General features: G+C 71.4%; 14 protein-coding genes. 8 read left to right on the top strand and 6 right to left on the bottom strand.

Features of this window, described 5'->3' with window-relative positions; all coding sequences use genetic code 11:
* Nucleotides 1–8 precede the first annotated feature (8 nt).
* From BUE30_RS16350 to BUE30_RS16385, 8 genes are all read left to right on the top strand, one after another.
* The gene (locus BUE30_RS16350) at nt 9–947 is read left to right on the top strand and encodes a carbohydrate ABC transporter permease (protein WP_073334031.1); all 939 of its coding nucleotides are present in this window, start codon (nt 9–11) and stop codon (nt 945–947) included.
* Complete coding sequence (locus BUE30_RS16355; protein ID WP_073334034.1) at nt 944–1,795, top strand: carbohydrate ABC transporter permease; 852 nt, start codon at nt 944–946, stop codon at nt 1,793–1,795. Before BUE30_RS16350 ends, BUE30_RS16355 begins: the two co-directional genes overlap by 4 nt.
* Nucleotides 1,792–3,303 carry an argininosuccinate lyase gene (locus tag BUE30_RS16360; protein WP_073334036.1) on the top strand — a complete coding sequence of 504 codons (1,512 nt, stop codon included), beginning with the start codon at nt 1,792–1,794 and terminating at the stop codon, nt 3,301–3,303. The genes BUE30_RS16355 and BUE30_RS16360 overlap by 4 nt, the downstream gene beginning before the upstream one ends.
* Nucleotides 3,303–4,340 carry an ABC transporter ATP-binding protein gene (locus BUE30_RS16365; protein WP_073334038.1) on the top strand — a complete coding sequence of 346 codons (1,038 nt, stop codon included), beginning with the start codon at nt 3,303–3,305 and terminating at the stop codon, nt 4,338–4,340. Before BUE30_RS16360 ends, BUE30_RS16365 begins: the two co-directional genes overlap by 1 nt.
* Complete coding sequence (locus BUE30_RS16370) at nt 4,340–5,392, top strand: ROK family protein (protein ID WP_073334041.1); 1,053 nt, start codon at nt 4,340–4,342, stop codon at nt 5,390–5,392. The genes BUE30_RS16365 and BUE30_RS16370 overlap by 1 nt, the downstream gene beginning before the upstream one ends.
* A gap of 49 nt (nt 5,393–5,441) precedes the next feature.
* Nucleotides 5,442–7,943, top strand: a complete 2,502-nt coding sequence (locus BUE30_RS16375) for a PIG-L family deacetylase (RefSeq protein ID WP_083601446.1) — start codon at nt 5,442–5,444, stop codon at nt 7,941–7,943.
* Between the two features lie 661 nt (nt 7,944–8,604).
* A complete protein-coding gene (locus tag BUE30_RS16380; RefSeq protein WP_073334043.1) occupies nt 8,605–9,246 on the top strand; it encodes an SRPBCC family protein in 642 nt (213 codons plus the stop codon).
* Nucleotides 9,247–9,257: 11 nt separating this feature from the next.
* A complete protein-coding gene (locus BUE30_RS16385) occupies nt 9,258–10,430 on the top strand; it encodes a zinc-dependent alcohol dehydrogenase (RefSeq protein WP_073334046.1) in 1,173 nt (390 codons plus the stop codon).
* A gap of 163 nt (nt 10,431–10,593) precedes the next feature.
* On the opposite strand, the gene BUE30_RS16390 is transcribed toward BUE30_RS16385, so the two are convergent.
* From BUE30_RS16390 to BUE30_RS17660, 6 genes are all read right to left on the bottom strand, one after another.
* On the bottom strand, nt 10,594–13,569 hold the full coding sequence (locus tag BUE30_RS16390) for a GAF domain-containing protein (RefSeq protein ID WP_073334048.1): 2,976 nt from the start codon (nt 13,567–13,569) through the stop codon (nt 10,594–10,596).
* A gap of 834 nt (nt 13,570–14,403) precedes the next feature.
* Nucleotides 14,404–15,045 carry a protein-L-isoaspartate(D-aspartate) O-methyltransferase gene (locus BUE30_RS16400; protein WP_073334054.1) on the bottom strand — a complete coding sequence of 214 codons (642 nt, stop codon included), beginning with the start codon at nt 15,043–15,045 and terminating at the stop codon, nt 14,404–14,406.
* Nucleotides 15,032–17,374 carry a phosphoketolase family protein gene (locus BUE30_RS16405; protein WP_073334056.1) on the bottom strand — a complete coding sequence of 781 codons (2,343 nt, stop codon included), beginning with the start codon at nt 17,372–17,374 and terminating at the stop codon, nt 15,032–15,034. The genes BUE30_RS16400 and BUE30_RS16405 overlap by 14 nt, the downstream gene beginning before the upstream one ends.
* Nucleotides 17,371–18,522, bottom strand: coding sequence for an acetate/propionate family kinase (locus BUE30_RS16410; protein WP_073334058.1), 1,152 nt, complete (start codon nt 18,520–18,522; stop codon nt 17,371–17,373). The genes BUE30_RS16405 and BUE30_RS16410 overlap by 4 nt, the downstream gene beginning before the upstream one ends.
* Nucleotides 18,523–19,136: 614 nt before the next feature.
* Nucleotides 19,137–21,257: a pyrroloquinoline quinone-dependent dehydrogenase gene (locus BUE30_RS16415; RefSeq protein WP_139300596.1), complete on the bottom strand. Its 2,121-nt coding sequence runs from the start codon at nt 21,255–21,257 to the stop codon at nt 19,137–19,139.
* Entirely contained in the window at nt 21,254–21,631 is a 378-nt protein-coding gene (locus BUE30_RS17660; protein ID WP_139300597.1) for a glucose dehydrogenase, read from the bottom strand. Before BUE30_RS17660 ends, BUE30_RS16415 begins: the two co-directional genes overlap by 4 nt.
* Nucleotides 21,632–21,746: the final 115 nt, after the last annotated feature.

A 21,746-nucleotide genomic window follows, 5' to 3' on the forward strand; every position in this document is an offset into this window, starting at 1 on the left:
GAGGGGCGATGACCCATCCGACCGACCATGACACGGTGCCGACCCGGCCGCTGATGAACCAGCCTCGGCTGTCGATGCGCATGCGCAGCGCGGTCTGGGTCTGGACCTTCCTCGCGGTGCCGCTCGTCTTCTACGTCGTCATCCGCTTCTACCCGACCTTCAACGCGTTCTGGCTGTCGCTGACGGACTGGGACCTGATGTCGGATGCCGAGTTCATCGGCCTCGAGAACTACCGCGACATGTTCGCGGACGACGATTTCTGGAAGACCTTCTGGAACACGTTCGAATACCTGATCTACGGCACGCCCACGTCGCTCGTGATCGCGTTCGTCATCGCCTACTACCTCGACAAGGTCCGCTTCGCGCACAACTTCCTGCGCGCGCTCTACTTCATGCCCTACATCACGACCGCTGCGGCGATGGCCTGGGTCTGGCGCTGGTTCTACCAGCCCGCGCCGACCGGCCTCATCAACGGCGTGCTGGGCGAGGCGGGGATCGGCCAGATCGAGTTCCTGAAATCGACCACCTGGGCGCTGCCCTCGATCATGGTCACCGCGATCTGGGCGGGCCTCGGCTTTCAGATCATCATCTTCATGGCGGGGCTGCGCGCCATTCCCGACACCTATTACGAGGCGGCCCGGATGGACGGCCTCGGCGAATGGGCGATCCTGCGCAAGATCACGCTTCCGCTGCTCAAGCCGACGATGGTCTTCCTCGTCGTCTTCATCTCCATCGCGTTCCTGCGGATCTTCGACCAGGTCTACAACATGACGACCAACGATCCCGGAGGGCCGCTCGGATCGACCGAGCCGCTGGTGCTGATGATCTACCAGACGGCCTTCTCGTCCTACGACATGGGCCAGGCGGCGGCACAGACGGTGGTGCTGTTCACCATCCTGCTCGTCGTGTCGCTGCTGCAGCTCTGGGTGCTGAGGGAGCGGACATGACCGCCACTGCCGACATCCGCGAGCGCCGGATGCGCGACATCCGCCCGGGCCGGATCATCCGCTGGACAATCCTGTTCATCGGCGGTGTGCTGATGGTGACGCCGCTGCTCTACATGTTCTCGACCTCGCTCAAGACGCCGGGCCAGATCTACGACCTGCGGCTGATCCCGGCGGCGCCTACGCTGGCGAACTACGTCGAGGTGCTGTCGGAGGGCGAGTTCCCGCGCTGGTTCCTCAACTCCTCCATCGTGGCGATCGTGGTGACGGCGTCGAACCTCTTCTTCGACAGCCTCGTCGGCTACACTCTGGCCAAGTTCCGCTTCCGCGGGCGGCGGCTGATCTTCATCGCGATCCTGTCGACGCTGATGATCCCGACCGAGATGCTGGTGATCCCGTGGTACCTGATGAGCGCCCAGTTCGGCTGGCTCGACACCTACTGGGGCATCATGTTCCCCGGCATGACGACCGCCTTCGGCACCTTCCTGATGAAGCAGTTCTTCGAGACGGTGCCCGACGACTTCCTCGAGGCGGCGCGGATCGACGGCATGAACGAGTTCACCATCTGGTGGAAGATCGCGATGCCGCTGGTGACGCCCGCGCTGTCCGCCCTCGCCATCTTCACCTTCCTCGGCAACTGGACGGCGTTCTTCTGGCCGCTGATCGTGACCACCTCGAAGGAGCTCTACACCCTGCCCATCGGCCTCACGAGCTTCGCCGTCGAGCAGGCGATCCGGTGGGAGATGATCATGACCGGCGCGGCGCTGGCGACGATCCCGACGCTGCTCGTGTTCCTCGCCCTGCAGCGCTACATCGTGCGCGGCGTCATGCTGGCGGGGCTGAAGGGATGAGCCTTTCCGATCCCCGCGCGACAGACGAGACGCGCTTTCCCGACCCGGTCTACCGCGACACGGTGCTGGCGCCGCTCTTCGACGGGGCGCGCGCGCACCATGTCGACGGCTTCCGCCGCATCGACCGGGCGCATCTGGTGATGCTGGCCGAGACGGGCATCGTGACGCCCGGAACCGCCGCCGCCATCGCCGGCGCACTGGAGGCGATCGACAGCGAGGTGGACCCGGCCGGCCTGACCTATACCGGCGAGGTCGAGGACTGGTTCTTCCTCGTCGAGGCCGAGCTGAAGAAGCGCGTCGGTCCCGACACGGGCGGCTGGCTGCATACCGGCCGCTCGCGCAACGACATCGACCACACGCTCTTCAAGATGTCGCTGAAGGCGCATCTGGACCGCCTGATGGCGCAGGCGCGCGCCGTTCTGGCCGCGCTGATCGGCACCGCCCGGCGCGAGCGCGGCACGATCATCGTCGCCTATACCCACGGCCAGCCCGCGCAGCCGACGACCCTCGGACATTACCTCGGCGCCGCCATCGAGGTGCTGATCCGCGACATCGAACGGCTGGAGACGGCGCGCGCGACCTGCGACCTCTGCTCGATGGGCGCAGCGGCGATCACGACGACCGGCTTTCCCATCGACCGGGCCCGGATGGCGCATCTGCTCGGCTTCGCGGCGCCGCAGCGGAACTCCTATTCCTGCATCGCCGCCGTCGACTACACGACGGGCGCCTATTCCGCCGTCGAGCTGCTGTTCCTGCATCTCGGGCGGCTGATCCAGGACTTCCAGACCTGGTCGTCCTTCGAGGTCGGGCAGCTCTACGTGCCGAACGCCTTCGTCCAGATCTCGTCGATCATGCCGCAGAAGCGCAATCCCGTGCCCATCGAGCACATGCGCCACCTCGCCAGCCAGACGATGGGCCGGGCCCGGACGATGCGGGACATCATGCACAACACGCCGTTCACCGACATGAACGACAGCGAGGGCGAGAGCCATTCGGCGGGCTACGAGGCCTTTGCCAGCGGGGGCCGGGTGCTGGAACTGCTCGCCGCCTTCGTCGCCGCCATGCGGATCGACCCCGCGAAGGTCGACCGCAACATCCGCCGGTCCTGCATCACGATCACCGAACTCGCCGATACCGTGGTCCGGCGCGAGGGCCTGTCCTTCCGGCAGGCGCACGAGATCGCCGCCGCCACCGCCCGCGCCGTGGTGGCGGAGGAGTCGGACCTGCCCTCGGGCTACGCCGCCTTCACCGCCGCCTTCGAGCAGGCGACGGGCCGCGCGCCCGGCATGGACGAGGCCGCGTTCCGCGAGGCGGCCTCGCCCGAGCATTTCGTCGCCGTGCGGGACCGCTTCGGCGGCCCGGCGACCGGACCGATGGACGAGGCGCTGGGCGCCTACGACGCCGCGCTCGCCGGCTTCTCGGCCCGCGCAGACGCCATCGCCGCCCGCGAGGCGGACGCGGCGGCCGAGCTCGACACAACCTTTCGCGCCCTTTCGGAGGCCCGCTGATGGCGACCATCACGCTCGACAAGCTGACCAAGCGCTTCGGAAAGACGGAGGTCATCCACGGCATCGACCTCGACGTGAAGGACGGCGAGTTCGTCGTCTTCGTCGGCCCGTCCGGCTGCGGCAAGTCGACGACGCTGCGGATGATCGCGGGGCTGGAAGAGGTGTCGGGCGGCGAGATCCGGATCGGCGGCCGCGTCGTCAACGAGCTCGACCCCAAGAGCCGCAACATCGCGATGGTGTTCCAGAACTACGCCATCTACCCGCACATGACGGTGCGCCAGAACATCGGCATCGGCCTCTACACCTCCAAGCTGGAGAAGGGCGAGAAGGCCCGCCGCGTCGAGGAGGCGGCCCGCATCCTCGGCCTCGATCCCTATCTTGACCGTCGCCCCGCCGCCCTGTCGGGCGGCCAGCGCCAGCGCGTCGCGATGGGCCGCGCGATGGTGCGCGACCCGGTCGCCTTCCTCTTCGACGAGCCTCTGTCAAATCTCGACGCGCAGCTGCGCGCGCAGATGCGGATCGAGATCAAGGCCCTGCACCAGCGTCTCGGCGCGACCATCGCCTACGTCACCCACGACCAGGTCGAGGCGATGACGATGGCCGACCGGATCGTCGTCATGCGCGACGGGTACATCCTGCAGCAGGGCCGGCCGATGGAACTGTACTCGAACCCCGTAGACGTCTTCACCGCGCGGTTCATCGGCACGCCCTCGATGAACGTCCTCCCCGGCCGGATGGAGGGCGGCGCCCCCGTCGCCGGAGCGGGCGGGCCGATCCTGATCGGGGTGCGCCCGCAGGATCTGCAGGTCGGCAGGCGCGCGGGCGAGGGCGGGCTGACCCTGTCCGGCCCCGTCACGGCGGTCGAGCCGCTCGGCCCCGAGACGCTCGTCCATTTCGACGTGGACGGAGAGACCGTGATCGGCAGCGCGCCGGGATCCGAGATCCCCGAGGTCGGCAGCCGGATCGAGGCGCATGCCCCCGACTCGGTGATCCACCGCTTCGACGCGGAGACGGAGAAAGCCCTGGGGCCGTCCTGATGGACGGGGACGCCCCCCCGGTCGGCCTGACCGACCCGGCCTCGGCCGCGCTCGCGAACCTGCTGCGGGGCAGGGCCCTGCGGGATCCGCACCGCAGGCTGAGGGAAGAGGGCTGGACCGATGGCGAGGGGCGTCTGCGCGCCGATCGCGCGCTGCTCCTCGTCAGCGACATCGGCGGCACGAAGATGCTGACCGCGCTCTGCGACCTGCGCGGCGGGGTGCTGGCCGAGACGACCGACCCGACCCCGGATGCCGGGGCGCCGGCCCTCGTCGACCGGGTGATCGCCCAGCGGGACGCGCTGCTGGGACAGATCGGCCGGCCGTGCGCAGACATCGCGGCGGCGGGCCTCGGCGTTCCCGCCTCGATCGACCCCGCGACGGGGCGGCTGCACCGCGGTCCCAACATCCCCGGGCTCGAGGAAGGGGATCTCGCGGGCGGCTTCGCCGCCGCGCTCGGCCGGCCGGTGGCCATCGAGAACGACGTGAACATGGCCGCGCTCGGCGAACACTGGCGGGGGGGCACGCGCCGCGCCGACCTCACCGTCTTCATCGCCATCGGAACCGGCATCGGGATGGGCGTGGTCATCGGCGACCGGCTGCTGCGCGGCGCGACGGGCGCCGCCGGCGAGATCGCGTTCCTCCCGCTCGGCGCCGATCCCGAGGATCCAGCGACGCACGCGATGGGCCCGCTCGAACACGCCATCTCCAGCGAGGCGCTGATGCGCGTCTACCGGGCCGCCGGGGGCCGCGCGGACAGCCTGCGCGACGCCTTCGCCCGGCCGGACCCTGCGCTCGACGAGGTGCTGGACCAGCTGGCGCTCTGGGTCGCGCGGTCCTGCCAGGCCGTCGCGGCCATCCTCGATCCCGAGGCCATCGTCTTCGGCGGCAGCCTCGGCTTCCGCCCGGAAGTGCTGGGCCGCGTCGAGGCCGTCCTCGCCCGCAGCATGGCCCGGCCCCCGGCCTGCCGCGTCACCGCCCTCGGACCGCGGGCCGCCCTCGTCGGCGCCGCCCGCGCCGCCCGCACCGCCCTTGCCGCGTCGATACAAGGATAGGCGCCCCGCAACGACCACGACCACGACCCCCCCACAAGGAGACCAGACCATGCCCACCATGACACGTCGAACCTTCGTGGCGTCCCTTCCGGCGCTCGCCGCCGCGAAGGGGTCGATCGCCTTCGCCGAACCGATGTCCGCGCTCGATCTCATCGCGCAGCAGCGGCGGCAGCCCAGGATCGTCGAGTTGCGCCGCGCGCTCGAACGGCTGACCTCCACGATGACGCTGATGATCACCGGCGCCCATCCCGACGACGAGCCGAGCGCGCTGCTCGCCGCGCTGCGCTACCATTACGGCATCCACCCGGTCCTCTTCGTCATCACGCGGGGCGAGGGAGGCCAGAACAGCATCGGGCCCGAGCGCAACGCCGCACTCGGCGTGCTGCGGACCCGCGAGATGGAGGAAGCGTCCCGCGCCCTCGACGCCTCGATGATGGTCGGCAGCGTCGGCCCCGACGATCCGATGCGCGATTTCGGCTTCTCCAAGGATCCGAATGCCACCATTGACCAATGGGGCCGCGAGCGGACGCTGGAGCGGATGGTGCTCGGCATCCGCATGCACCGCCCCGACGCGATCATGACGCCCTTCCTCGATGTCGGCGGGCAGCACGGCCATCACCGCGCCGTCAACGTCGCCACGTTCGAGGCGGTCGAGATGGCCGCGGATCCCGAGGCCTATCCCGATCAGCTGACGGGCGACATCACGGTCTGGAACGTGCCGAAGGTCTACCAGCCGGCCTATGGAGGCGGCGGCGGCGTCTACGACGACGAGACCCCGCCGCCCCCCGCGACGCTGGTCGTGCAGGTGCCCGCGCGCGATCCGGTCACCGGCGCGACCTGGCCGCAGATCGGGGAATGGTCCCGGTCCTTCCACCTCACGCAAGGCATGGGCAGCTGGCGCGAGGAGCCGCAGACCGAGTGGGAGCTGAACCTCGCCCGGACAGCGGAGGGCAGCCCGCATGAGGAAGCCGACATCCGGCAGGGCACGCTCTATTCCCTCGGCGCGATCTCCGAGATGGACGGCCTGCCGCCCGGCGCGGCTGACGCGCTGCGGCGCGCGCAGACGATGGCCGACGAGGCGGTGGAGAGCTACACCGACACCGCCCTCGTGATCGACCGGGTCGCCGCGTTGGCTGATGCAGTCGAGCTGGCCCTGTCGGCGATGCCAGACGACATGCGCGCCCAGGTCGGCCACCGGCTGGAGCGCAAGCTGCGCGAGGCGGACCAGGCGCTGGCTGTGGCCGTCGGCCTGTCGGTCCGGGCCTGGACCGAGGGGGACGACATCACCCCGGGCGAAACCGCGACGGTCACCACCGTGATCGACGCGCCCGGCGACGTGACCGTCGAGGGGGTCGAGGTGATCGCCCGCAGCGGCCTCGCCGTCGAACCGGCGGAGGGCGGCGGAACCGTGTCGGCCCCGGCGGGCGCGGCGCTGACCGATCCGCTCACGACCGCGTTCGACGTGCTGGGCGGCAACGGGGACGCCTTCGTCCGGGTCAGCGCCACCGTCGCGGGGCGGGATGTGACGCTCGACGTCGATCTGGAGGACGACCTGCGCGTGCTGCCCGCGGCCTCGGTCCAGGTCTCGCCGGAGGGGGTGCTCTTCAACACCGCGCAGCCCATCGAGCCGGCAGAGATGACGGTCACGGTCCAGAACGCGGCGCCGGACGATCTCGACTTCGACCTGCCGGCGGGCTGGTCGATCTCTCCCGCCGGGGAGGGCACGCCGGAATCGCGGACCTATCTGCTCGCCCCGCCGGAGGATGTGGGGCGCACGCGCATCGTCCTGCAGCCGATGCTGGACGGCGAGCCGGCCTATCAGGTGGACCGGTTCAGCTATCCCCATATCGGCACCTCGGTCGTGCCGAACCGGGTCTCGATCCCCGTCGTCGCGGTCGAGGCGACCCTGCCGGAGGTCCGCCGCGTCGGCTACATCAGCGGCGGCAACGACAATGTCGGCACGTGGATGAGCCGGATGGGTCTCGACGTGGTCGACCTGACGCCCGAGCAGGTGGAGCGGGGCGAGTATCGCGATCTGCAGACAATCGTGGTGGGCATCTACGCCTTCGGGCGCCGGCCCGACCTCGCCGCCGCGGTGCCGCAGCTCCATGACTGGGTCCGGGGCGGGGGGCACCTCGTGACGCTCTACCACCGCCCCCGCGACGGCTGGGACCCCGAGACGGTGCCGCCGGAGATGCTGACGATCGGCTCTCCGTCGATCCGCTGGCGAGTCACCGATCCCGATGCCGAGGTGACGGTCCTCGCCCCCGACCACCCGCTCCTCACCACGCCGAACGCGATCGGTCCCGAGGACTGGGCGAACTGGGACAAGGAGCGGGGCCTCTACTTCGCCTCGGACTGGGCACCGGCCTATACGCCGCTGCTCGCGATGAGCGATCCGGGGGAGGAACCGCTGGAGGGCTCTCTGCTGTCGGCGGAGATCGGGGAGGGGCGGCACACCCATACCTCGCTCATCCTGCATCACCAGCTGGACCAGCTGGTCCCGGGCGCCTTCCGGCTGCTGGCGAACCTCGTCCAGCCGGCAAGCTGACCCTCCCGGACGGGCCGGCCTCCCAGAGAGAGAGGGGCCGGCCCGGTCCACCGGCGATCCCGGGTCCCTGCCTGCCCGAAATAGCCCTGTCCGGCGCGGCCGTTCCCGCCCGTGGCAGGAGCGCGTTGCCGGCGCCGACCATCGCTCCTCCCGGTTCGGAGTCGCAGGCGGAGCCCGGACCGCCGGTCGGCCGGGGGGCCTTCGGCCTTTCCCGGGAAGAGGGGGGCTCTCTCACCCGCACGACACCTGCCCGGATCGCCCCGGCAATGGGGCGGTTCATCCCGCCGCCCGCCGGCAGGGAGGGGTCGACGCTCGCCCCTCGACACGGCTGGCGGCCGGGTCTCCGCTTCGGGTGCCCCCACGCCGTTGGCCCTCCGAAGGAGATGCGCGCTCGAGCACGACAGCCGCGAATGGGCCGACCGGCGTAGGGCGCGGCTCTGGCGCGACGGTGCAACGCATGTCGGGACCGGAGACCGCGCCGGGCCCCGTAGATTCCCCCTCACCGGCCCGGTGATGCGAGCCCCCCGGGGGCCGATGCCGACCGGCAGGTCGGGAACATTTGCCGGCCCGCCCGATTTGGACCTCGGACCGGGTCCGGACCGGGGCGGCGCATCGCCGGATCCCGGCCGGCCTCGCGCCGCGGAGGCAGAAAGGAGCCGACATGACGGGACGACACCACCGGGGGTCCGGATCGAGAGGGGCCCTGCTGCTTCTGGGCGCGGGCCTCGTCGCCGGCTATGCCGGGGTGAGCCTCTGGCACCAGCGGGACCGGAACGCGGTCGATCGCCGGCCGCCGGACAGCGCGCCAGGCCGGACCTCGCGCCGGTCCCGCGGGGACGACTACGCGGTCACCGGGCGGACGGTGACCATCGCCGCGCCCCGCCAGGAGATCTACGCCTTCTGGCGCGACTTCACGAACCTGCCCGCCTTCATGCGGAACGTGCGGGACGTGACCGTCGCGGGCGACATCACGCGCTGGGTCATCCCCGCCCCGACCGGCGCGGTGACGGTCGAGACGCGGGTCGTCCACGATATCGAGGGCGAGCAGATCGCCTGGGCCTCCACCGAGGAGTCCCGGATCGAGACGCGCGGCAAGGTCCGCTTCCGCGACGCGCCCGCCGGGCGCGGCACCGAGGTCGAGGCGCTGATCGCCTACGTTCCGCCGATGGGGGAACTCGGCCGATGGATCGCCAAGACCCTCGGAACCGAGCCCGCCATCCAGAGCCGCCGCGACCTCAAGCGGCTCAAGATGCTCTTCGAGACGGGCGAGATCGCCACGAACCGCAATCGCAAGACCGACTGAAGGAAAATCCCATGCGCGCCCTTACCTGGCACGGCAAGCACGACGTGCGGGTCGACACGGTCCCCGATCCCGAGATCGTCAATCCCCGCGACGCCATCCTCAAGGTCACCTCGACCGCCATCTGCGGCTCGGACCTCCATCTCTACGACGCCGTCATCCCCGGCCTGCAATCGGGCGACATCCTCGGCCACGAATTCATGGGCGAGGTGGTCGAGACCGGGCCGGACAGCACCCTGCGGAAGGGCCAGCGCGTCGTCGTGCCCTTTACCATCTCCTGCGGGGCCTGCTTCTTCTGCCAGCGGCAGCAATACTCGGCCTGCGACAATTCCAATCCCGTGGACAACCAGGACCTGACCGAGCCGCTCTACGGTCACGCCATGTCCGGCCTGTTCGGCTACACGCACCTCACCGGGGGCTATCCCGGCGGGCAGGCGGAATACGTCCGCGTGCCCTACAGCGATGTCGGCCCGATCGTGGTCCCGGACGGGCTGGAGGACGACAAGGTGCTGTTCCTGTCGGACATCCTGCCGACGGGCTGGATGGCGGCCGAGAATGCCGACATCGAGGAGGGCGACGTGGTCGCGGTCTGGGGCTGCGGTCCGGTCGGCCTCTTCGCCGTGCAATCGGCGCTGGCGATGGGGGCCGGCAAGGTCATCGCGATCGATGAATGGCCGAACCGGCTCGACCTTGCCCGGAAGCTCGGCGCCGAGGTGATCGACTTCAAGCGGACCCATGTGCTCGAGGCGCTAATGGAGATGTCGGGCGGGATCGGCCCCGACGCCGTGATCGACGCCGTGGGGATGGAGGCGCACGGCTTCGCCCCCGACACGCTGCTCGACAACCTCAAGCAGCGGATCGGTGTCGGCGCCGACAGCGCGCATGCCCTGCGCGAGGCGATCCTGGCGGTGCGCAAGGGCGGCCGGATCTCGATCCCCGGCGTCTATGGCGGCTTTCTCGACAAGTTCCCGCTCGGCGCGGTGATGGAGAAGGGCGTCCAGATCCGCACCGGGCAGACCCACGTGCAGCGCTACCTGAAGGAGTTGCTGCACAAGATCGGCGAGGGCGAGCTGGACACGACGTTCCTCATCTCCCACCGCCTCCCGCTGGAAGAGGCCGCCCGCGGCTATGAGAACTTCCGCTTCAACCAGAACGACTGGACGAAGGTGGTCCTGAAGACCGGTTAGGCCGGTGTCGCCTGGCGGTCCCGGTCGGCCGGGCGGCGCGCGATGGGCGGGTCATGCGCGCGAAGAGGCCCCCGGGGTTGCCCCGCCCCCCCCGGGGAGGTTCGTGGCCCGCGCCCCGGCCCCTCCGGGCCAAGGGGGGCGGCCGGACCTGACGGGCGCCGGATCAGTCCGGGCCCGTCCCGGTCCTGCCCTGCTGCGAGGCCGGCACGGCGATGGAGCACCGGACGCCGCCGCGCGAGAGGACGAAGCTGGTCCGCGCCCCGAGCTGATAGGGCAGGCCCTCCTCGATCAGACGGCGTCCTGCCCCTCTCGGACGCTGCCGGTCCGCCTCGTCGCCGAGGGGCACCCCCGTCTCGTGCCAGTCGACGCGCAGCCAGGGCCGCCCCTCGATCTCCTCTAGACGCCAGAAGACGTCGAGCCGCCCCTGCGGATGCGCCAGCGCGCCATATTTCAGGGCGTTCGTCGCCAGCTCGTGCAGGGCGAGGGCGAAGGTCTGCAGACCGCTGGACCGCAGGGCGATGCCCGGCGGGCCGTCCAGCCGCACCTTTCCCGCCCGCAGGGATACCTCGTCGAGCGCGTCGATCTCGGCACCGATCACCTCGTCGAAGGTGACGCGCTGTCCCACGTCGAGCCGGGAGAGCAGCGTGTTGACCCGGGCCAGCGCGTCCATGCGCCGGCGGAACCGCACCGCGAAGTCCGGCAGCGACGCGCTGGTTCCGAGGGTCTGCTCGCCGATGGACAGCACGACGCCCATCAGGTTCTTCGTCCGGTGCTGCAGCTCGGCGACGAGCAGTTCCAGGCGGTCGCGCATCCGGATCTCGTCGGTCGCGTCGTGACCCACCCCGCCGATCCAGGCGACCTCTCCAGCGACGGTGCGGATCGGGAAGTCGGTGTTCCTGAGCCAGCGGATTTCGCCGTCGGAGGGGCGGCGGATCTTGTATTCGAACGTGACCCGCTCCCCTTCCAGGACGCGCTGCAGGTTCCGGCGCGCCAGGTCGCGGTCCTCCTCCACGACGAGCGAGAGCCAGTTGCCCAGCGTGTCGCCCGCCAACGCGGATTGGCGCGGCATCCCGTAGATCCGCTCGAAGGCGGGGCTGAGATAGGTCCAGCCCAAGGTCTCGGCATCGCGGATCCACAGCACGTCCGAACTCGCCTCGCCGAAGCCCTGCAGCTGCGCCTCCCGCTCGCGGAGGGCCCGTGCGGCGCGGCGCTGCTCGATCAGGTCGGCGGCCTGCCGGGCGAGAAGGTCGATGAAGTGCAGGTCGCGCTGGTCGGGCGAATGGTCGGCGGCGCGCCACTGGGTCGAGAGCACGCCGAGGATCGCCCCGGACCGCGAGATCAGCGGCGTGGCCTGGACCGAACGGTAGCCCGCGGCGACATTGATCCGGCCGATCTCGCCGGCCTCGGACTCGTCCAGCCGCGCGATCACCCGCGCGCCGGAGCGGATCGCCCGCGCGCAGGCGGTCGGGCCGTCCACGTCGACCCGGGCGAGGTGCCGCGTGAGCCTCTCGTCGAAGCCGCGGGTCGTGAGCAGATAAAGGGATCGGGACCCGGGGTCGTGGAGTTGCACCGACCCCGCATCGGCCGACAGGATGGCGAGGGCGGCGTCCAGCACCTCCTCGTGGATGGCGCCGATGCTTTCCTCCGTCACGAGCCGCTCGCCCAGATCGCGGAGCCGGCTCGTCGCGGCGAGGTCCGAGGCGAGTCGGGCCTCGCTCCGCGACCGGGCCGCGTCGGCACGCCCCGCCAGAATGGCCGCATAGGTGCGGTCTGCGACTTCGCGCAGGAGCTGCAGGTCGTGAGCTGTCCAGTTGCGCGGCTGCCCGTTCGTCACGCACAGCGCCCCGACCAACTCGCCCCCCTTGATCAGCGGCGCCCCGGCGCAGGCGATGATATCCAGCGCGGCTGCCGCCTGCCGGTCGGCCTCCGGCACGAGGTCCGAGACCCGGGTGTCCCGGATGACATGCCGGTCCGCGCGGAGCAGATCGACGGACCAGGCGAAGTCGGCGATCCGATGCATCCCGGCCAGCGACATGACGCCCGGTTCGACATGGTCCCGCGCGACACTGGCGCGGCCCGCCGCATGGTCGAGCTCGACATAGTAGACCCGGTCGACCGACAGCTCTTCGGCGAGGTGCCGGCAGGCGGTGGCCTGGATTTCGGCCGGGTCCACCAGGGGCCGCAACGCGTCGGAGAGATTCAGCAGAAGGGCATGCTGTTCCTCGTTCTCGCGGAGATGAAGCTCGGCCTCCTTCTGACCCGTGATGTCCCGCGCGGTGCCCATCCATTCGACGATGGCGTTCTCGGAGTCGCGCAGCGGCACGATCCGGGTGAGCAGCCATTTGGTGCCGTCTGCGGAGCGATGCTCCGTCTCGAAGGGCGCACCGGTCCGGATCGCCGCCTCCATCGCCTCCCGCAGGGCGGGGCGATCCTCGTCATGCGCGAAGTGATCGAGCCAGTTCGCCGGGGTTCCCTGCAGGGCGACGAGCCGGCCCCGCTCGTCGAGGTCGCGCAGGTCGCCGAAGTCGAGGCTCAGCCGGAAGACCTGGTCGGCGCTGGCATTCACGAAGGCGCGGTAGCGCGCCTCGGTGGAGCGCTGGTCGCGCAGGGCGAAGAGCCGGTCGATCACGGGCCCCAGGATCGTCGCATAGGTCCGCAGGAACTCGGAATCGTCGCCGTCGAAGTCGCGCGCCTCGGTATCGTCGACCTGGAGCAGCCCGTAGGGGCGGCCGCCGGGGAGGAAGATCGGGACATTCGCCAGCGCGGCGACCCCCTCGTCCCGCATGAAGGGCGGCACGCTGAACCGGCCATCGGTCGTGATGTCGCGACTGATGACCGGCGCCCCCTCGCGGATCGAGTAGGATTCGGACGAGGTCTCGTCCATCGGGATGCGGGTATGGCCGACGACCTCCGCACTCCAGCCGGTCCCGGCCCTGACGAGAAGGGTGCGCCCATCCTCCTCGATCTCGAGGATCTTGGCCCGGCGGGTCTGCATCGCCTCTGCGACGAGGCGGCAGGCCTCTGTCAGCACCGCGTCCAGATCCTCGGATTGCAGGGCAAAGTCGCCGAAATCGGCGAGGATGCGCTGTCTCTCGAGAAGGCGGTCGCGGTCGTTGGCGTCGGCGTGGCGCTCGGGCATGTCGCTCGGTTCCGGCTCGGGACACGGACGTTGCGGTGGACAACGCGCGGGGAAGGGCGCGCGTTCCGGTGGCGGGCGGAGGGGGCCGATCCCCGGGCGGGCGGGAACATCGACGCCCCGGCCTTGTTCGTGGGGGCCAGACCAGGAGGTTGACGTCATGGACAGACGACATTCCCGCGAGGATGCATGGCTCCGGGCCGGCGGCCCGGACGCCGTGGAGGGCGGCCCCGGACCCGGCGAAGGGATCGACCGCGACGGGGACCGGGTGGCGAAGGGCCGGCACGGCCCGCGCCCCGATCGGGCGCCCCGCCCGGACAGCTACGCCGACCGCTACGGCATGCCCCCCGGACCCTCTTCCGATCCCGGGCGCCCGTTGGCCGAGACGCCCGATTTCAGGGCTGCCGAACGCGATTACGGGCCGGGCGGCTGGCCGCGCCGCTCCGGGCGCGAGGCGCCGGGCGCCGGCGCGCGCGGGAGGGCGACGGACGAAGGCGGTTCCCGGTCCGAGGGCCGGGATCGCAGCGGACGCGGACGGGGCGGCGACGCGCCGAAGGGCTGAGCCCGGACGGATGCGCGGCGCGGCGGGCCGGCCTCCCCCTCCGCCAGGACCGACGCCGGCCCGCGGACGATCCGCCGAAGGCGCCGATAGACCCCCGGCGGATCGTCGCGTCCCGGCGCCGGATCCCGCACAGGGCGGGCTCGCTCCGGGGGCCGGTCTGCCCGATCCCCGGGCCGGTCCCGGCTGCGCCCGGCCCCACCGGTCGATCCCGGACAGCGACGGCCCGGGATCACGGGACGGGCCCGGAAATGCCCTCACCCGGTGTCTTCGCCGGCCTATTCCCCGATCAGCGGCACGAACCGCACCGAGCCGATCCGCTTCTCGTCCCAGCTCGACGGTCCGACGAGGGTCAGCCGCGTCAGCGCCTGACCCCCGGGCGAATCGGGATCGCCCAGGGGCATGACGATCCGCCCCCCCGGCACGAGCTGGCTGCACAGCGCCTTCGGAACGTGCGGGGCACTGGCCGCGACGAGGATCGCGTCGTAGGGGGCCTCCATCGGCCAGCCCCGCGTTCCGTCGCCGTGATGGACATGGACGTTGCGCACGCCCTCTTCCCGCAGCCGCTCGGCCGCCTCCTCGGCCAGCCTGCCGATCCTCTCGACGGAATGCACCTCCATCGCGATCCGGCCGATCACGGCGGCGGCGTAGCCGGACCCCGTCCCGATCTCGAGCACGCGCGCGTCCTGCCGCAGCTCCGCCGCCTCGATCATCGCCGCGACGATGCAGGGCTGCGAGATCGTCTGCTCCTCGCCGATGGGCAGGGCCGCGTCCTCGTAGGCCTGCTGGGCCCGCGATTCGGGCACGAAACGGTGGCGCGGCACCGCGCGCATCGCCTCGAGGACCGAGGGGTCCGTGATGCCGCGCGCGGCGATCTGCTGCTCCACCATGCGCGCGCGCCTGTCGTCATGCGTCGTCATCGTCGCCTCCTGGGCCGGTGGGAAGGGGGGCTGCGGGCCAGGACCAGTCCCGGATCTCGGGCAGGTCGGTGCCGGTCTCGCGGCTATGGGCGTGCTGCCGGTCCCGCAGATCCGCGCAGACCGCGCGCAGACGGGGCGCGGGATGGCCGGCCCTGTCGGCCGCATCGAGGGCGAGCGTGAAGCGGTCGAGCCCGTTCATCGCCACCATCTCGAACGGCGTCGTGGTCGTCCCCTTCTCCCCGTAGCCGTGGACGTGAAGCCTGGCGTGAGCCGCGCGGCGATACGCCAGTTCGTGAACCAGCCCCGGATAGCCGTGGAAGGCGAAGATCACGGGGATGTCCGTGCCGAAGGCTGCGTCGAAGGCGGCATCCGGCGCTCCGTCCGGATTGAGGTCCGGCGGCTGGAGGGCCATGAGGTCGACCACGTTGACGAAGCGCAGGCGCAGGTCCGGCGCCTCCCGGCGGAGGAGGTCGACCGCCGCCAGAGCCTCTAGCGTCGGCACGTCCCCGGCGGCGGCGATGACCACCTGCGGATCCGGATCGTCCGCCGCCCAGTCCCAGATGCCGAACCCGGAACCCAGATGGGCGCGGGCGGCGTCCAGGCTCAGCCATTGCGGCTCGGGCTGCTTGCCCGCCACGATGCAATTCGCGCGGTCGGTCGAGGCCAGAACCTGCTCGGCCACCGCGAGCAGGGTGTTGGCATCGGGCGGCAGGTAGAGCCGCACCATCTCCGCCCCCTTGGCGGCGAGATGGTCGAGGAACCCCGGATCCTGGTGCGTGAAGCCGTTATGGTCCTGTCGCCAGACATGGCTGGAGAGCAGCCAGTTGAGCGAGGGTATGGGCGCCCGCCACCCGGTCTCCTTCGCTTCGCGCATCCACTTGACGTGCTGCGTCGCCATCGAAGCGACGATGGGGATGAAGGCCTCGTAGGAGTTGAACAGCCCGTGCCGCCCGGTCAGCAGATAGCCCTCGAGCCAGCCCTCGCAGAGATGCTCGGACAGCACCTCCATCACCCGGCCGTCCGGGGCGAGGTCGGTATCGGTCTCCTCCACCCGGCCGGGCGCGTAGCGGGGCGAGGCGTCGAAGACGGCGTCGAGCCTGTTCGAGGCGGTCTCGTCCGGGCCGAACAGCCGGAAGGTGCGGGGATTGCGCCGGATCACGTCGGCCAGCCAGTGCCCCAGCACCTTCGTCGCGCTGTCCGTCACCGCGCCGGGGGCGGAGATGTCGAGCGCGGCCGCCTCCGCCGGCGGCAGGTCCAGCGGGCGCGTCAGCCGCCCGCCATCGGCATGGGGCGTCGCGCCGAGCCGGCGGTCGCCCTCCGGGACCAGCGACAGGACGAGGTCGGAGGGACGCCCGTCCGGGAACAGCTCGTCCGGCCGGTAGCCGCGGAGCCAGTCCTCGAGCTGGCGCAGTTGCGGGCCGTCCTCGCGTGGTACGTCCAGCGGCACCTGATGCGCGCGGAACGTGCCCTCGACCGGATCGCCGTCCACCTCGCGCGGGCCGGTCCAGCCCTTGGGGCTGCGCAGGACGATCATCGGCGGGCGGCCCGTTCCCGTGCGCCGGATCCGCGCGTGTGCGTCGAGACAGGTATCCATCGCCGCGGCCATGCCGGAATGCATCTTCGCCGGATCGTCGCCCTCGACGAAGATCGGGTTCCAGCCGAAGCCGGCGAATAGCGCGGCGATCTCGTGCTTCGGCATCCGGCCGAGGATCGTCGGCGCGGCGATCCGATAGCCGTTGAGGTGCAGGACCGGCAGCACCATCCCGTCGCGTTCGGGCCGCAGGAAGCGGTGCGAATGCCAGCTCGTCGCGAGCGCGCCCGTTTCCGCCTCGCCGTCCCCGACAACGCAGAGGACCGTCAGCTCCGGATTGTCGAAGGCCGCGCCGGTCGCGTGAGCGAGCGAATAGCCGAGCTCGCCCCCCTCGTGGATCGAGCCGGGGGTGGGGGCGGCGGCGTGGGAGGGGACGCCGCCGGGAAAGGAGAACTGGCGGAAGAGCTCTGCCATGCCGCGCGCGTCGCGCGTCACCTCCGGATGCCGTTCGCTGTAGGACCCGTCCAGCCACGACCCGGCCAGCATCGCGGGCCCGCCATGGCCCGGGCCGGCGACGAACAGCATGTCGATGCCGCGCGCGACGATTGCGCGCATCGCATGGGCCTGCAGGAAGGTCAGGCCCGGCGTCGTGCCCCAATGGCCGAGCTGCCGCGCCTTGATGTCCCGCGGCTCCAGCGGGCGGGAGAAAAGTGGATTGCCCGTCAGGTAGATCTGCCCCGCGGACAGGTAGTTTGCGGCGCGCCACCAGGCGTCGACGGCGTCGAGGTCGGGAGTCATGCCTCCTCCCTTGCGATGAGATATCGGGCGTGGCGGGCCATGACGCGCTCCTCCTCCGGGGGGACGAGGCGCAGCTCGACCGCGCTGTCCGCAGGGCTGACGACCGGCGCGTGCCGGTCATTCGCCTCCGGATCGAGCACGACCCCCATCCAGCCGAGATCGCCTGCGATGCGCGCGCGGATGCCCGCCTGCTCCACCCCCGCGCCGCCGGTGAAGACGAGCGCGTCGATCCCGCCGATGGAGACGGCCATCCGCGCGACGGCCTGTGCCGCCCGGCGGCAATAGAGCGCGATCGCCGCCTCCGCCTCCACGCCGCCGGCCGACGTGATGTCGCGCGGATCGGACGAGAGGCCTGACAGGCCCTTCAGGCCCGCCCCTGTCCAGAGCAGCTCGGACAGGGCCTCCACCTCCATCCCCTGGCCGAGGGCGTAGAGCATCAGGCCCGGATCGAGAGATCCCGAGCGCGAGCCCATCATCAGCCCGTCCAGCGGTGTCGCGCCCATCGTCGTGTCGACGCTGACGCCGCCCCGGATCGCGCAGGCGCTTGCCCCGCCGCTGAGGTGGAGCGAGACGATGCGGTCGGGCGCGGTGTCGGACCGCGCCATGACATGCGCGACCCATTCATGCGACAGCCCGTGGAAGCCGTAGCGGCGCAGCCCCGCGAACGGCCCCTCGGCCGGGACCGGCAGTGCGCGGGCAAGAGGCGGCATCGTCCGGTGGAAGGCCGTGTCGAACACTCCGATCTGCCGCCGGCGCGGCCGCTCCTCTGCCAGAGCCCGCACGAGGGAGAGGTTCACCGGCTGGTGGATCGGCGCCAGCGGGGACAGCGCGCCGAGCCGGGTCATCTCCGGCGCGTCCAGCCAGACCGCGTCGGTGGTGGCGCCGCCCCCGTGGACGATGCGGTGCACCGGGACCGCCCCCTCCGCCCGGCCCAGCAGCGACTTCGCCACGGCGGGGAAATCGGCGGGATCGGGGCCGTCCAGCGTCTCGCACGTGCCGTCCGCGGCACGGATCACGGGGCCCGTTCCGGCGGTCAGGTCGATCTCGGCCGTCCAGCGGGCCTCGTCCCCTCCGTCGAAGAACGCGGCGGAGAGGCTGGAAGAGCCGGCATTGAGGCAGAGCAGCGGCTGGTGACTCTCATGGGGCATCGCGATCCTTTCCTAGGCCCCAACAGAAGAGGCCCGGCGATGTTCCAGGCGGGCCCGTCCTGGGGGGACCGCCGGTCCGGTGCCCGATAGCCGGGAACATCGCCGCATCGCCCGTGTTCGAGGACACCCGAAGTCGGGCAGTCGATGCCCTGCGAGTACTGCGCCTCTCCTCCCGCCCTCGCTTCGCGGTCGGCGGGGAAGATGCGCGATCCGGATGCCCCGCCCCTGTTTCCCCTTCGGGCGGGGCCGGCGGCAGTCGGTGGCCTGTGCTTCCCTTCGCGACATGGCAACCGGCTGCCGTCCCGTTCAAGCATATCGGGGCCTGCACATTCGGGGCCCGCTTTTCGAGGGCCCGCAGTCGGAGGGTTGCCGGGGCAAGCCCCATGCGGCGCGGCGTTCGGACCGACGGCCCACGGCCGGCGGCCGGCCGTGGCGGCGCGATGCGGGTGGACGGAACAGGACGGGCCAGGGCGGCAGGGCGCGGCGGGGCGCCGCCGCCGGCGGGCCGGAGCGCGCCCCGCCTCCTTCCGGTTCCGGCCCGGTCCATCTGCGGCCGCCGGGCCGGCTTCAGCCCCCGGGCGGAAACGGCCATTCCCGCGCGTTCGCCCGCCCCGTCATTCCGGCAGCGCGTAGGCGATCACGGAATCGCCGACGAGCGTCTCCATGAAATGATGCCCCATCGCGGTGACGAGCACGTATTGCCGGCCGTTCGCCTCGTAGGCGATCGGGTTCGCCTGGCCGCCGGCCGGCAGCACGTCGCTCCACAGCGTCTCGCCCGTCTCGATGTCGATGGCGCGGAACAGGTTGTCCGTCGCCGCGGCGATGAAGACGAGCCCGCTCGCGGTGACGACCGAGCCGCCGTTGTTCGGCGTGCCGATGTCGATCGGCAGGTAGGACGGGATGCCGAACGGGCCGTTGCGGCGCGCCGTGCCGAGGGGGCGGTCCCAGAGCGTCTCGCCGGTATCGAGGTCGATGGCGCGGATGCCGCCATAGGGCGGAGCGACGCAGGGCATGCCGGTCACCGGATTGCGCCAGCCGGCATTGACGTTGATGCCGTAGGGCGCGCCGACCTGCGGGTCCGCCGCGCCTTCGGGCCCGGTCCCCCGCTCGTCCTGCTCGTCGATCGGCACCCCCTCCACCTCGTCCCGCGGGACGAGCCGGTTGTAGTTCGGCACGTCGTTGTAATTGGCGACGATGATCCCGCGAGCGGTGTCCACCGCGACGGATCCCCAGTCGGACCCCCCGTTGTAGCCCGGATACTGGATCCAGGGCTCGTCCGACGAGGGCGGCGTGAAATAGCCGTCGTAATTCGCCCGGTGGAACTGGATCCGGCACCAGAGCTGGTCGAGCGGCGTGGCCCCCCAGCTGTCCTTCGCCTCCAGCGGCTCCATCCGCAGCGTGTGCCATTCCGAATAGGGCTGGCTGGGCGAGATGTAGTCCGGCTCGATCTCGCCCTGCGGCAGGTCGGTCAGCTCGCCGACCGGCGTCAGCGGCTCGCCCGTGCGGCGGTCGAGGATGTAGAGATCGCCCTGCTTGGAGGGCAGCAGGATCGCGGGCGTGCCCAGCCAGTCGAGCAGCGTCGCCTGGCTGCCGAGATCGTAGTCCCAGACGTCGTGGCGCACGGTCTGGAAGTGCCAGACCTCCTCGCCTGTCGTCGCGTCGAGCGCGACCAGGGAGGTGGCGTACTCGTTCTCGGCCTCGCTGCGGTTCGAGCCGTAATAGTCGACCGCCGAATTGCCCATCGGCAGGTAGACCTGGCCCAGCTCCTCGTCCGCCGTCGCGGTGGTCCACATGTTCGGCGTGCCGCGCGTATAGACCTCGCCCTCGGGCGGGCCGCTCCGGTTCTGCTCGGGCGCGGCGAGATCCCAGGCCCAGGCCAGCTCGCCCGTGCGGGCGTCGAAGCCGCGCACGACGCCGGAGGGGGCCTCCTCCGCCTGGCCGTCCAGCACCTGCGCGCCTGTGACGACGACGCCGCGCACGATCGCGGGCGGGGCGGTCACGGCATACCAGCCGGGCACCCGCTCGCCGATGTCCTGCCAGAGATCGACCGTGCCGTTCTCGCCGAATTCCTCGCAGGGGGAGCCGTCCGCGATGTCGACGGCGACGAGCTTGGCGTCGAGCGTCGCCTCGATCACGCGCGTCGCGCAGGGATCGCCCTCCGCCGCCTCGGGATCGGTCCAGAGCGCGACCCCCCGGCAGGTCGCGCCATAGGGGATGGCCTCGTTCGGCACGCCGGGATCGAAGCGCCAGTTCTCCTCTCCGGTCGCGGCGTTCACCGAAATCAGCACGTTCATCGCCGAGCAGAGCAGCAGGTCGTCCCCGACCTTCAGCGGCGTGGTCTCGGGCGAATAGGTCCCCTCGGCGGTGCCCTCGGGCAGGTCGCCCGTATGGTAGACGAAGGCTCGTTCGAGCCGGTCCACGTTGGCGGGCGTGATCTGGTCGAGCGGGGTGTAGCGCGTCGCGGCGGCGTCGCCGCCCCAGAACGGCCAGTCCGCGCCGACTTCGCGCTGCGGCTGCGCCGCTCGGGCCCCGGGGACGGGTGCGGCACCGGCCTCCGAAGCGGGTTCGGCGGCGATCCCGGCTGCGGAATTTTCGGATCGGTCTTCGCCTGCGGGGCTGTCGGCTGCTTCGGCTTCGACGGCCTGGTCCCCCGGCTCCGCGGCGGGCGCGGCCTCCTGCGCGCTCAGCGGAGCGGCGAGCGCCAGCAGGAGGAGGGTCGGAAGGGATCTGGTCATGACGGGACTCCGGGGTGCCGGGCCCTGCGGGCGCCGAGCGCGGGCAGGCAGAGAAGAACGAGGACGAGGATCAGGGTCGGGGCGAGCAGCCGGGGCACCTGCTGCCACCAATCGGACCCGACCTCCCACCAGGCCCAGGCGAGCGTGCCCAGCCAGGTGACGAGGTAGACCCAGATCGCGGCGCGATTCCCCCGCGTCAGCAGCAATCCGGTGGCGCAGAGGCCGATCCCGGCGAGGGCGTAGTACCACGATCCCCCGAGCACGATGAGCCACAGCCCCCCCGCCAGCAGCAGGAGGCCGAGAAGCACGCAGATCCAGCCCAGGACGGCGACGGCCGGATGGACGCGTGGGCGGGGTGGGGTCTTGTCTCTCATCGGAACCTTCCGTCGATCCTGTCGATCCGGCTCGCGCGGGGGGCCGGGCAAGTCCCGGAACAGGCAGCGGCATCCGATGTTCCAGCCCGTCCGCCCGCTGGACGAAAGGCCGGGG

It is taken from the genome of Wenxinia saemankumensis (genome assembly GCF_900141735.1).
In the GTDB taxonomy this organism is placed as follows: Bacteria; Pseudomonadota; Alphaproteobacteria; order Rhodobacterales; family Rhodobacteraceae; genus Wenxinia; species Wenxinia saemankumensis.